20 protein-coding genes are annotated in these 9,934 nt (G+C 67.8%); all 20 read right to left on the reverse strand.

Features of this window, described 5'->3' with window-relative positions; translation table 11 throughout:
- Position 1 precedes the first annotated feature (1 nt).
- Positions 2-184: a 50S ribosomal protein L30 gene (gene rpmD / locus ABD358_RS25875; protein ID WP_344633566.1), complete on the reverse strand. Its 183-nt coding sequence runs from the start codon at positions 182-184 to the stop codon at positions 2-4.
- Positions 184-789 (reverse strand): 30S ribosomal protein S5, encoded by a 606-nt coding sequence (gene rpsE / locus ABD358_RS25880; RefSeq protein WP_093660621.1) that lies wholly within the window; start codon positions 787-789, stop codon positions 184-186. Before rpsE ends, rpmD begins: the two co-directional genes overlap by 1 nt.
- Before the next feature lie 44 nt (positions 790-833).
- Positions 834-1,217 carry a 50S ribosomal protein L18 gene (rplR, locus tag ABD358_RS25885; protein ID WP_324916492.1) on the reverse strand — a complete coding sequence of 128 codons (384 nt, stop codon included), beginning with the start codon at positions 1,215-1,217 and terminating at the stop codon, positions 834-836.
- A 3-nt stretch (positions 1,218-1,220) separates the two neighbouring features.
- Positions 1,221-1,760 (reverse strand): 50S ribosomal protein L6, encoded by a 540-nt coding sequence (rplF, locus tag ABD358_RS25890; protein ID WP_344633567.1) that lies wholly within the window; start codon positions 1,758-1,760, stop codon positions 1,221-1,223.
- Positions 1,761-1,783: 23 nt separating this feature from the next.
- Entirely contained in the window at positions 1,784-2,182 is a 399-nt protein-coding gene (gene rpsH / locus ABD358_RS25895) for a 30S ribosomal protein S8 (protein ID WP_324916486.1), read from the reverse strand.
- A 267-nt stretch (positions 2,183-2,449) separates the two neighbouring features.
- The gene (locus tag ABD358_RS25900; RefSeq protein ID WP_014144326.1) at positions 2,450-2,635 is read right to left on the reverse strand and encodes a type Z 30S ribosomal protein S14; all 186 of its coding nucleotides are present in this window, start codon (positions 2,633-2,635) and stop codon (positions 2,450-2,452) included.
- Between the two features lie 3 nt (positions 2,636-2,638).
- The gene (rplE, locus tag ABD358_RS25905; protein WP_344633568.1) at positions 2,639-3,202 is read right to left on the reverse strand and encodes a 50S ribosomal protein L5; all 564 of its coding nucleotides are present in this window, start codon (positions 3,200-3,202) and stop codon (positions 2,639-2,641) included.
- A complete protein-coding gene (rplX, locus tag ABD358_RS25910) occupies positions 3,202-3,525 on the reverse strand; it encodes a 50S ribosomal protein L24 (protein WP_344633569.1) in 324 nt (107 codons plus the stop codon). The genes rplE and rplX overlap by 1 nt, the downstream gene beginning before the upstream one ends.
- A 3-nt stretch (positions 3,526-3,528) precedes the next feature.
- Complete coding sequence (gene rplN, locus ABD358_RS25915; RefSeq protein ID WP_055718836.1) at positions 3,529-3,897, reverse strand: 50S ribosomal protein L14; 369 nt, start codon at positions 3,895-3,897, stop codon at positions 3,529-3,531.
- A gap of 101 nt (positions 3,898-3,998) precedes the next feature.
- Positions 3,999-4,289: a 30S ribosomal protein S17 gene (rpsQ, locus tag ABD358_RS25920; protein ID WP_344633570.1), complete on the reverse strand. Its 291-nt coding sequence runs from the start codon at positions 4,287-4,289 to the stop codon at positions 3,999-4,001.
- Positions 4,289-4,513 carry a 50S ribosomal protein L29 gene (rpmC, locus tag ABD358_RS25925; RefSeq protein WP_031510591.1) on the reverse strand — a complete coding sequence of 75 codons (225 nt, stop codon included), beginning with the start codon at positions 4,511-4,513 and terminating at the stop codon, positions 4,289-4,291. Before rpmC ends, rpsQ begins: the two co-directional genes overlap by 1 nt.
- On the reverse strand, positions 4,513-4,932 hold the full coding sequence (gene rplP / locus ABD358_RS25930) for a 50S ribosomal protein L16 (RefSeq protein ID WP_344633571.1): 420 nt from the start codon (positions 4,930-4,932) through the stop codon (positions 4,513-4,515). The genes rpmC and rplP overlap by 1 nt, the downstream gene beginning before the upstream one ends.
- 5 nt (positions 4,933-4,937) lie before the next feature.
- Positions 4,938-5,768 (reverse strand): 30S ribosomal protein S3, encoded by an 831-nt coding sequence (rpsC, locus tag ABD358_RS25935; RefSeq protein WP_344633572.1) that lies wholly within the window; start codon positions 5,766-5,768, stop codon positions 4,938-4,940.
- Positions 5,768-6,115: a 50S ribosomal protein L22 gene (gene rplV, locus ABD358_RS25940; RefSeq protein WP_037733110.1), complete on the reverse strand. Its 348-nt coding sequence runs from the start codon at positions 6,113-6,115 to the stop codon at positions 5,768-5,770. Before rplV ends, rpsC begins: the two co-directional genes overlap by 1 nt.
- 46 nt (positions 6,116-6,161) lie before the next feature.
- Complete coding sequence (gene rpsS, locus ABD358_RS25945) at positions 6,162-6,443, reverse strand: 30S ribosomal protein S19 (protein WP_344633573.1); 282 nt, start codon at positions 6,441-6,443, stop codon at positions 6,162-6,164.
- Between the two features lie 14 nt (positions 6,444-6,457).
- Positions 6,458-7,294 carry a 50S ribosomal protein L2 gene (rplB, locus tag ABD358_RS25950; RefSeq protein ID WP_344633574.1) on the reverse strand — a complete coding sequence of 279 codons (837 nt, stop codon included), beginning with the start codon at positions 7,292-7,294 and terminating at the stop codon, positions 6,458-6,460.
- A gap of 40 nt (positions 7,295-7,334) precedes the next feature.
- On the reverse strand, positions 7,335-7,658 hold the full coding sequence (gene rplW, locus ABD358_RS25955; protein WP_344633575.1) for a 50S ribosomal protein L23: 324 nt from the start codon (positions 7,656-7,658) through the stop codon (positions 7,335-7,337).
- Positions 7,658-8,311 (reverse strand): 50S ribosomal protein L4, encoded by a 654-nt coding sequence (gene rplD / locus ABD358_RS25960; RefSeq protein WP_344633576.1) that lies wholly within the window; start codon positions 8,309-8,311, stop codon positions 7,658-7,660. The genes rplW and rplD overlap by 1 nt, the downstream gene beginning before the upstream one ends.
- A gap of 8 nt (positions 8,312-8,319) precedes the next feature.
- Positions 8,320-8,967: a 50S ribosomal protein L3 gene (rplC, locus tag ABD358_RS25965; RefSeq protein ID WP_344633577.1), complete on the reverse strand. Its 648-nt coding sequence runs from the start codon at positions 8,965-8,967 to the stop codon at positions 8,320-8,322.
- A gap of 14 nt (positions 8,968-8,981) precedes the next feature.
- Complete coding sequence (rpsJ, locus tag ABD358_RS25970) at positions 8,982-9,290, reverse strand: 30S ribosomal protein S10 (RefSeq protein ID WP_344324857.1); 309 nt, start codon at positions 9,288-9,290, stop codon at positions 8,982-8,984.
- Positions 9,291-9,934: the final 644 nt, after the last annotated feature.

Consider the following 9,934-nt stretch of genomic DNA (forward strand, 5'->3'; position numbering starts at 1 on the left):
CTCAGTCGACCTCCTCGACCGTCACGAGGTGGCGGACGGTGTGCACCATGCCGCGGATCTCGGGACGGTCCTCCTTGACGACCGTGTCGTTCAGACGGCGCAGGCCGAGGGAACGCAGGGTGTCGCGGTGGTTCTGCTTGCTGCCGATGTAGGACTTGACCTGGGTGACCTTCAGGCGAGCCATCACGCACTCACCCCAGCCCGCGCCCGCAGCAGAGCGGCCGGCGCAACGTCCTCCAGCGGCAGGCCGCGGCGGGCGGCGATCTCCTCGGGGCGCTGCAGGCCCCGCAGAGCGGCCACCGTGGCGTGCACGATGTTGATCGGGTTCGACGAGCCGAGGGACTTGCTCAGCACGTCGTGGATGCCCGCGCACTCCAGCACGGCGCGCACCGGGCCACCGGCGATCACACCGGTACCGGGCGAGGCCGGCTTGAGCAGGACGACACCCGCGGCCTCCTCACCCTGGATCGGGTGCGGGATGGTGCCCTGGATGCGGGGGACCTTGAAGAAGTGCTTCTTGGCCTCCTCCACACCCTTGGCGATGGCGGCCGGCACCTCCTTGGCCTTGCCGTATCCGACACCCACGGTGCCGTCACCGTCGCCCACCACGACCAGCGCGGTGAAGCTGAAGCGACGACCACCCTTCACAACCTTGGCGACGCGGTTGATCGCGACGACCCGCTCGACGTACGCGGTCTTCTCGGCGGCCGCGCCACCGTCCCGCCGGTCCCGCCGGTCCCGCCGCTCGCCGCCACCGGCGCCGCCACCGCGGCGCTGGGGTCCAGCCATTGGAATTACCTCTCTCTATGCGTCCGCTTTGCGTAGGGACCGGCTCAGAACTTGAGCCCGGCCTCTCGGGCGGCGTCGGCCAGGGCGGCGATCCGCCCGGCGTACTTGTTGCCGCCGCGGTCGAACACGACGGCCTCGATGCCCGCGGCCTTGGCCCGCTCGGCGACCAGGGCGCCGACCTTCTTGGCCAGGGCGCTCTTGTCGCCCTCGGTGCCGCGGATGGAGCTGTCCAGCGTCGAGGCCGAGGCGAGCGTGTGGCCCGCGATGTCGTCGATCACCTGCGCCACCATGTGGCGGTTCGAACGCGTCACCACCAGGCGGGGACGCTCGGGGGTGCCCGAGACCTTCTTCCGGACGCGGATGTGGCGACGCTTGACGGCGGCGGCCTTGCGCGCGCTGCCCTTGGCGACCTTCACACCGTATGCCATGGCTTACTTACCCGCCTTTCCGACCTTGCGGCGGATGACCTCGCCCGCGTACTTGACACCCTTGGCCTTGTACGGGTCGGGCTTGCGCAGCTTGCGGATCCTCGCGGCGACCTCGCCGACCTTCTGCTTGTCGATGCCCTCGACGCTGAAGCGGGTCGGGGTCTCGACCTTGAAGGTGATGCCCTCGGGGGCCTCGACGAGGACCGGGTGGCTGTAGCCCAGGGAGAACTCCAGGTTGGAGCCCTTGGCCTGGACGCGGTAACCCACACCGCTGATCTCGAGCTGCTTGGTGTAGCCCTGGGTCACGCCAGTGATCATGTTCGCCACCAGCGTGCGGGACAGGCCATGGAGGGCCTTGTTCCGGTTCTCGTCGTTCGGACGGGTGACACGGATCGTGCCGTCCTCGTCCTTGGCGACCTCGATGGGCGCGGCGACGGTGTGCGTCAGGGTGCCCTTGGGGCCCTTCACGGCGACCGTGCGGCCATCGATGGTGACGTCCACACCGGCGGGAACCTGGATGGGGAGCTTGCCGATACGCGACATTGCCTTACCTCCGTTCCCTTCCGTTACCAGACGTAGGCGAGGACTTCCCCACCCACGCCCTTCTTCTGAGCCTGCTTGTCGGTGAGGAGCCCGTGGGAGGTGGAGATGATCGCCACGCCCAGGCCGCCGAGCACCTTCGGCAGGTTGGTGGACTTTGCGTAGACCCGCAGACCCGGCTTGCTGATGCGCTTGATACCGGCGATCGAACGCTCGCGGTTCGGGCCGAACTTCAGCTCCAGGACGAGGTTCTTGCCCACCTGGGCGTCCTCGACCTTCCAGCCGGTGATGTAGCCCTCCTGCTGGAGGATCTCCGCGATGTGCGCCTTGATCTTGCTGTGAGGCATCACGACGGTGTCGTGGTACGCCGAGTTCGCGTTTCGCAGACGCGTCAGCATGTCTGCGATCGGATCGGTCATGGTCATGTGATGGCCTTGGGCCTCTCTCGCCGGGGTTTCCTCCGCTCCTCGTCCGCCCGAACACGGTCGGACGGGGTGGTGCGGGGACCTACGGCGTAGTCGTTTTCGATAGCGGGCCGGTCAGCCCGCGCGGGCGGCCGTGGCCGGCGAGTGCCTGTCCCACCGCCTCGGGGCGGGTGGGGCGGGCCCTCGCCGACCAGGTTGACCTAAGGGCCCTGGCGGGCCCGCCGGCCCGTCCGTGCCCCGAGGGGGCGCCGGGACGGGCGGGGCGGGTTACCAGGAGCTCTTGGTGACGCCCGGCAGCTCGCCGCGGTGGGCCATCTCGCGAAGGCACACACGGCACAGGCCGAACTTGCGGTAGACGGAGTGGGGACGGCCGCAGCGCTGGCACCGCGTGTAGGCGCGCACCGAGAACTTCGGCTTGCGGGCCGCCTTGGCAATCAGAGCCTTCTTAGCCACGGCTCAGGCCTCCTTGAACGGGAATCCGAGGTGACGCAGCAGGGCGCGGCCCTCCTCGTCGGTGTTCGCCGTGGTGACCACGGTGATGTCCATGCCCCGGACCCGGTCGATCCTGTCCTGGTCGATCTCGTGGAACATGACCTGCTCCGTGAGACCGAAGGTGTAGTTGCCGCGGCCGTCGAACTGCTTCGGCGACAGTCCGCGGAAGTCGCGGATACGCGGCAGCGCCAGCGACAGCAGGCGGTCCAGGAACTCCCACATCCGGTCGCCCCGCAGGGTGACGTGGGCACCGATCGGCTGGCCCTCGCGCAGCTTGAACTGCGCGATGGACTTCCGGGCCTTGGTCACGGCCGGCTTCTGGCCGGTGATCGTGGCGAGGTCGCGCACGGCGCCCTCGATCAGCTTGGAGTCGCGGGCCGCCTCGCCCACGCCCATGTTGACCACGATCTTGGTCAGACCGGGGATCTGCATGACGTTCTGGTACTGGAACTCTTCACGCAGCTTGTCCGCGATCTCCTCGCGGTAGCGCGTCTTCAGACGCGGCTGCACCTTGGTCGCGGTAGTCATCAGATGTCCTCACCGGTCCGCTTGGCAACGCGGATCTTGTTGCCCTTATCGTCGAAGCGGTAACCGACGCGGGTGACGACCTTCTTCCCGTCCTTCTCCACGACGAGCATCACGTTGCTCACGTGGATCGGGGCCTCGGTCGTCACGATGCCGCCGGTCTGCGAACCCCGGGCGGTCTGTCCGGCCTTGGTGTGCTTCTTGACCCGGTTCACACCCTCGACCAGGACGCGGTCCTCGCGGGGGAAGGCCGCGATGACCTTGCCCTGCTTGCCCTTGTCCTTGCCGGTGATGACCTGGACCAGGTCACCCTTCTTGATCTTCATTGGTTACAGCACCTCCGGCGCGAGGGAGATGATCTTCATGAACTTCTTCTCGCGCAGCTCACGGCCCACCGGGCCGAAAATACGGGTGCCGCGGGGGTCGCCATCGTTCTTGAGGATGACGGCCGCGTTCTCGTCGAAGCGGATGTACGAGCCGTCCGGGCGGCGGCGCTCCTTGACGGTGCGGACGACGACGGCCTTGACCACGTCGCCCTTCTTCACGTTGCCACCGGGGATCGCGTCCTTGACGGTGGCGACGATGACGTCACCGATACCCGCGTAGCGGCGGCCGGAGCCACCGAGAACACGGATGCAAAGGATCTCCTTCGCTCCCGTGTTGTCGGCGACACGCAGTCGCGACTCCTGCTGGATCACGTCTATCTCCTGATCGTCTGCCGGTTCCCGGCGGGTGCGTGTGGTGTCACACGCACCTCACCGAGCCTGGCGGAACTCGTCCCGAGGAGAGGTCTCGGGGATTACTTGGCCTTCTCGAGGATCTCGACGACGCGCCAGCGCTTGGTCGCGGACAGCGGCCGGGTCTCCATCAGGAGGACGCGGTCGCCGATGCCGCAGGCGTTCTGCTCGTCGTGCGCCTTGAGCTTGTTCGTACGGCGGATGACCTTGCCGTACAGGGCGTGCTTGACGCGGTCCTCGACGGCGACGACGACGGTCTTGTCCATCTTGTCGCTGACGACCAGACCCTCGCGGGTCTTGCGGAAGCCGCGCTGCTTGCTGTTCGCAGTCTCAGTCACATTCGTCTCGCTCATCAGGCGCTCTCCACCGTCTCGATGCCGAGCTCGCGCTCCCGCATCAGGGTGTAGATCCGGGCGATGTCCTTGCGGACGGCCTTCAGCCGACCGTTGTTCTCCAGCTGTCCGGTCGCCGCCTGGAAACGGAGCTTGAACAGCTCCTCCTTGGCCTCGCGCAGCTTGACGACGAGCTCCTCGTCGCTCAGCTCACGCAGCTCGCTCGCCTTGGTACCGGCCGCCATCACGACTCACCTGCCTCGCGCCGAACGATCCGGCACTTCATCGGAAGCTTGTGAGCAGCGCGGATAAGCGCCTCACGAGCAATCTTCTCGTTCGGGTAGGACAGCTCGAACATCACCCGACCGGGCTTGACGTTCGCGACCCACCACTCCGGCGAACCCTTACCGGAACCCATGCGGGTCTCGGCGGGCTTCTTGGTCAGCGGGCGGTCCGGGTAGATGTTGATCCACACCTTGCCGCCACGCTTGATGTGACGCGTCATGGAGATACGAGCGGCCTCGATCTGCCGGTTCGTCACGTAGGCGCCGGTCACGGCCTGGATGCCGTACTCGCCGAAAGCAACCTCGGTGCCGCCCTTGGCCATGCCCTTGCGCTTCGGGTGGTGCTGCTTGCGGTGCTTGACCCTGCGGGGGATCAGCATGACGGTCAGGCCTCCTTTCCGGCAGAGCCGGTGCTCTCGGCGGCCGGAGCGGAGGTGTTCGCCTCGGCGGCCTTGGGAGCCTCGGTCCGGTCCTGCTGCGGCTTGCGGCCGCGGCCACCGCGCTCGCCACCGCGGCGCGGACGGTCGCTGCCACCGCGCGACGGGCGGTTGCCGGCGCGGGCGGCGGCGTTCTCGGCACGGACCTCGGCGATGTTCTTGACGTCGCCCTTGTAGATCCAGACCTTCACACCGATCCGGCCGAACGTCGTCTTGGCCTCGAAGAAGCCGTAGTCGATGTTGGCGCGGAGGGTGTGCAGGGGAACCCGGCCCTCGCGGTAGAACTCGGTGCGGGACATCTCGGCACCGCCGAGACGGCCGCTGCACTGGATCTTGATGCCCTTGGCGCCGGCCTTCATCGTGCTCTGCATCGACTTGCGCATCGCACGGCGGAAGGAGACGCGGGAGGACAGCTGCTCGGCGACGGCCTGGGCCACCAGCTGGGCGTCCGTCTCCGGGTTCTTGACCTCGAGGATGTTGAACTGGATCTGCTTGCCGGTCAGCTTCTCCAGCTGACCGCGGATGCGCTCCGCCTCGGCGCCGCGGCGGCCGATCACGATGCCCGGGCGGGCGGTGTGAACGTCCACGCGGACGCGGTCGCGGGTGCGCTCGATCTCCACCTTGGAGATGCCGGCCCGCTCCATGCCCTGCGTGAGCAGGCGGCGGATCTCGACGTCTTCCTTGATGTAGTCCTTGTACAGCTTGTCGGCGTACCAGCGGGACTTGAAGTCCGTGGTGATGCCGAGCCGGAACCCGTGCGGGTTGATCTTCTGGCCCATTACCGGGTTCCTTCCTTGCTGCTGACGACCACCGTGATGTGGCTGGTCCGCTTACGGATCCGGTAGGCGCGGCCCTGGGCCCGCGGACGGAACCGCTTCAGGGTCGGACCCTCGTCGACGTAGGCCTCGGAGACGTAGAGGCTGTCGACGTCCGTGTGGTCGTAGTTGTGCGCGGCGTTGGCAATGGCGCTGTCCAGCACCTTGCCCACGGGCACGCTCGCGGCCTGCGGGGCGAAACGCAGGACCGCCTGAGCCTCCGTGGCGTCAAGGCCACGGATGAGGTCCACCACGCGGCGGGCCTTCATGGGCGTGACGCGGATGTACCGCGCCTGGGCCCTGGCTTCCATGGTTGTCCCTTCGGTGTCAGTCATTGGTCTTCGCTTTTTCCGCAGATCAGCGACGACGCGACTTGCGGTCGTCCTTCTCGTGGCCGCGGAAGGTGCGGGTCGGCGCGAACTCGCCGAGCTTGTGGCCGACCATCGACTCGGTGACGAACACCGGGACGTGCTTGCGGCCGTCGTGCACCGCGATCGTGTGGCCCAGCATGGCCGGGACGATCATCGAGCGGCGGGACCAGGTCTTGATGACGTTCTTGGTGCCTGCGTCGTTCTGTGCGTCCACCTTCTTCATCAGGTGGTCGTCGACGAAAGGCCCCTTCTTGAGACTGCGCGGCATCGAAAACCCGCCTCCTAGCGCTTCTTGTTCGTCTTGCGGCGGCGGACGATGTACTTGTTGCTGGCCTTCTTCGGCGAGCGAGTACGTCCTTCCTTCTTGCCCCACGGCGAGACCGGGTGACGACCACCGGAGGTCTTGCCCTCACCACCACCGTGCGGGTGGTCGACGGGGTTCATGACCACACCGCGGACGGTCGGGCGGACGCCCTTCCAGCGCATACGGCCGGCCTTGCCCCAGTTGATGTTCGACTGCTCGGCGTTGCCGACCTCGCCGACGGTGGCGCGGCAGCGGACGTCGACCAGGCGGATCTCACCGGACGGCATGCGCAGGTGGGCCATGCGGCCCTCCTTCGCCAGGAGCTGCACGGAGGCGCCGGCGGAGCGGGCGAACTTGGCGCCGCCGCCGGGACGCAGCTCGATGGCGTGGATGGTCGTACCGACCGGGATGTTGCGCAGCGCGAGGTTGTTGCCCGGCTTGATGTCCGCGGCGGGGCCGTTCTCGATCCGGTCGCCCTGCTTCAGGCCGGCCGGGGCGAGGATGTAGCGCTTCTCGCCGTCGGCGTAGTGGAGCAGCGCGATGCGCGCGGTGCGGTTCGGGTCGTACTCGATGTGCGCGACCTTGGCCGGCACGCCGTCCTTGTCGTGACGGCGGAAGTCGATCACCCGGTAGGCGCGCTTGTGGCCACCGCCCTGGTGGCGGACGGTCACACGACCGGTGTTGTTACGGCCGCCCTTGCTGTGCAGGGGGCGGACCAGCGACTTCTCCGGCGTGGACCGCGTGATCTCGACGAAGTCGGCGACACTGGCGCCACGACGGCCCGGAGTCGTCGGCTTGTACTTGCGGATACCCATTTCTCAGTCCTCGTCCGATATCGGACGGCTCGACCTCCGGTTAGGAGATCGGACCGCCGAAGATGTCGATACGGTCGCCCTCGGCGAGGGTCACGATGGCGCGCTTGGTGTCGGCGCGCTTGCCGTAGCCGGTCCGAGTGCGCTTGCGCTTGCCCTGCCGGTTGATCGTGTTGACCCCGGTGACCTTGACCGAGAAGACCGCCTCGACGGCCTGCTTGATCTGGGTCTTGTTGGCACGCGGGTCGACGACGAACGTGTACTTGTTCTCGTCCAGCAGCGCGTAGCTCTTCTCCGAGACCACCGGCTTGATCAGGATGTCGCGGGGGTCGGTGAAGGTCTTGCTGGTGACGGTCGACTCGGTCATCAGGCGTCGCTCCCTTCGCGCTCGACGGCCTTGCGGCCGGCCACGAAGCTCTCGAAGGCGGCCTTGGTGAAGACCACGTCGTCGGAGACGAGCACGTCGTAGGTGTTCAGCTGACCCGGCTCCAGGATGTGGACCTGGGGCAGGTTGCGGGCGGACAGCCACGCGGCCTCTTCGCCACGCTCGGCGACCAGGAGCAGGTTCTTGCGCTCGCTGATCTTGCCGAACAGGCTCTTGGCGGCCTTGGTGGACGGGGTCTCGCCCTCGATCACGCCGGTGACGACGTGGATGCGGTTGTGGCGCGCCCGGTCGGAGAGGGCACCGCGCAGGGCGGCGGCCTTCATCTTCTTCGGGGTCCGCTGCGAGTAGTCGCGCGGCACCGGGCCGTGCACGACGCCACCGCCGGCGAACTGCGGAGCGCGGGTCGAACCCTGGCGGGCCCGGCCGGTGCCCTTCTGGCGGTACGGCTTCTTGCCACCGCCACGGACCTCGCCGCGGGTCTTGGTCTTGTGCGTGCCCTGGCGGGCAGCGGCCAGCTGTGCGACGACGACCTGGTGGATCAGCGGAATGCTGACCTTGGCGTCGAAGATCTCCGCGGGGAGCTCGACGGTCCCGGCCTTGTCGCCTGCCGGCGAAAGGATGTCAATGGTGCTCATCGGTTACCTCAAGCCCCCTTGGCCGCGGTACGGACCAGGACGAGGCCGCCGTTCGGACCAGGAACCGCGCCCTTGATGAGCAGCAGACCCTTCTCCGCGTCAACGGCGTGGACGGTCAGGTTCTGGGTGGTGACCCGCTCGTTGCCCATGCGGCCGGCCATGCGCAGGCCCTTGAACACGCGGCCCGGGGTGGCGCAGCCGCCGATGGAACCGGGCGAGCGGTGCTTGCGCTGCGTGCCGTGGCCGGCGCCGAGGCCGCCGAAGCCGTGGCGCTTCATGACACCGGCGGTGCCCTTGCCCTTGCTCTTGCCGGTCACGTCGACCTTGACGCCGGCCTCGAACACGTCGGCCGTGATCTCCTGGCCGGGCTCGTACTCGGCGGCGTCGGCGGTGCGCAGCTCCACCAGGTGACGGCGCGGGGTCACGTTGGCCTTGGCGAAGTGGCCCTTGAGGGGCTTGTTGACCTTGCGCGGGTCGATCTCGCCGAAGGCGATCTGGACGGCCTCGTAGCCGTCCTTGTCTGCGGTGCGCACCTGGGTGACGACACAGGGGCCGGCCTTGACGACGGTGACCGGGACGACGCGGTTGTTCTCGTCCCAGACCTGGGTCATGCCGAGCTTCTCGCCCAGGACACCCTTGATCTGCTTGGTGGTCATCTCTACCGGGCCTCTCAGAGCTTGATCTCGATGTCGACGCCGGCCGGCAGGTCCAGGCGCATCAGCGAGTCAACGGTCTTCGGCGTCGGGTCGAGGATGTCGATCAGGCGCTTGTGGGTACGCATCTCGAAGTGCTCGCGCGAGTCCTTGTACTTGTGCGGCGACCTGATGACGACGTACACGTTCTTCTCAGTGGGCAGCGGCACCGGGCCCGCGACCGACGCACCGGTACGGGTCACCGTCTCGACGATCTTCCTCGCCGAGGTGTCGATGACCTCGTGGTCGTAGGCCTTGAGCCGGATGCGGATCTTCTGTCCCGCCATGGCTACTTCGTGGTCCTGTCTCTCGTCACGCTCTGGGACCCGGCAGGTCCTGCTCTCTCCGACCCACGCGGTCGGGCGTGTCGCACCCCTGCCGACATGGATATCCCTTGTAAGGAATCCCTGCGCGGGGGATACGGCGCCGAACCGCCGACCGGGGAGAACACCCACCGGGCGCCTGGCTGGTGCCCCGCTCACGCTTCCCGGAAGATTCCCGTACTTCCGCCCCTGATGAGAGGCGACGAATACATTGGGACTCGCTTCCGGTCCTCCCGGCGGGAGGCGCGCAGCATCGGCACTCAACCGAGCAACCCGGACAGTCTGCCACACGGGTCAGCGCCGACGCCAATCGGGACCGATGACGGTACCCCGTGGGGGCTGCGTCCAACCGTCCCGTTCACGGGCGTCTTTCGGTCCGCACGGCATCCCTTCATACGAAGGTCGGATCATCCCCGGACCCGACGGTACGGTGACCCGGCGTCACGGTCCGCTGCCGTGCGTGCGGCGCCGTCCCGGACCGCCCTTCCCCGTCGCCCCTGCGAGGATCGCCCGATGATGCACAGCGAGGAGAGCCTGGCGGCGGAGCTCGAACGCCTGCGCCGCCGCCCGGCCGCCGAATCGGCCCCACCGGTCCTCTGCGAGTTCAC

The organism is Streptomyces glaucosporus, assembly GCF_039533345.1.
GTDB lineage: Bacteria > Actinomycetota > Actinomycetes > Streptomycetales > Streptomycetaceae > Streptomyces > Streptomyces glaucosporus.

What these genes read in the sequence shown, in the direction of transcription:
- rpmD (WP_344633566.1), bottom strand. Translation starts at nt 184, where the DNA reads ATGGCTCGCCTGAAGGTCACCCAGGTCAAGTCCTACATCGGCAGCAAG.
- rpsE (WP_093660621.1), bottom strand. Translation starts at nt 789, where the DNA reads ATGGCTGGACCCCAGCGCCGCGGTGGCGGCGCCGGTGGCGGCGAGCGG.
- rplR (WP_324916492.1), bottom strand. Translation starts at nt 1,217, where the DNA reads ATGGCATACGGTGTGAAGGTCGCCAAGGGCAGCGCGCGCAAGGCCGCC.
- rplF (WP_344633567.1), bottom strand. Translation starts at nt 1,760, where the DNA reads ATGTCGCGTATCGGCAAGCTCCCCATCCAGGTTCCCGCCGGTGTGGAC.
- rpsH (WP_324916486.1), bottom strand. Translation starts at nt 2,182, where the DNA reads ATGACCATGACCGATCCGATCGCAGACATGCTGACGCGTCTGCGAAAC.
- rplE (WP_344633568.1), bottom strand. Translation starts at nt 3,202, where the DNA reads ATGACTACCGCGACCAAGGTGCAGCCGCGTCTGAAGACGCGCTACCGC.
- rplX (WP_344633569.1), bottom strand. Translation starts at nt 3,525, where the DNA reads ATGAAGATCAAGAAGGGTGACCTGGTCCAGGTCATCACCGGCAAGGAC.
- rpsQ (WP_344633570.1), bottom strand. Translation starts at nt 4,289, where the DNA reads ATGAGCGAGACGAATGTGACTGAGACTGCGAACAGCAAGCAGCGCGGC.
- rpmC (WP_031510591.1), bottom strand. Translation starts at nt 4,513, where the DNA reads ATGGCGGCCGGTACCAAGGCGAGCGAGCTGCGTGAGCTGAGCGACGAG.
- rplP (WP_344633571.1), bottom strand. Translation starts at nt 4,932, where the DNA reads ATGCTGATCCCCCGCAGGGTCAAGCACCGCAAGCAGCACCACCCGAAG.
- rpsC (WP_344633572.1), bottom strand. Translation starts at nt 5,768, where the DNA reads ATGGGCCAGAAGATCAACCCGCACGGGTTCCGGCTCGGCATCACCACG.
- rplV (WP_037733110.1), bottom strand. Translation starts at nt 6,115, where the DNA reads ATGGAAGCCAGGGCCCAGGCGCGGTACATCCGCGTCACGCCCATGAAG.
- rpsS (WP_344633573.1), bottom strand. Translation starts at nt 6,443, where the DNA reads ATGCCGCGCAGTCTCAAGAAGGGGCCTTTCGTCGACGACCACCTGATG.
- rplB (WP_344633574.1), bottom strand. Translation starts at nt 7,294, where the DNA reads ATGGGTATCCGCAAGTACAAGCCGACGACTCCGGGCCGTCGTGGCGCC.
- rplW (WP_344633575.1), bottom strand. Translation starts at nt 7,658, where the DNA reads ATGACCGAGTCGACCGTCACCAGCAAGACCTTCACCGACCCCCGCGAC.
- rplD (WP_344633576.1), bottom strand. Translation starts at nt 8,311, where the DNA reads ATGAGCACCATTGACATCCTTTCGCCGGCAGGCGACAAGGCCGGGACC.
- rplC (WP_344633577.1), bottom strand. Translation starts at nt 8,967, where the DNA reads ATGACCACCAAGCAGATCAAGGGTGTCCTGGGCGAGAAGCTCGGCATG.
- rpsJ (WP_344324857.1), bottom strand. Translation starts at nt 9,290, where the DNA reads ATGGCGGGACAGAAGATCCGCATCCGGCTCAAGGCCTACGACCACGAG.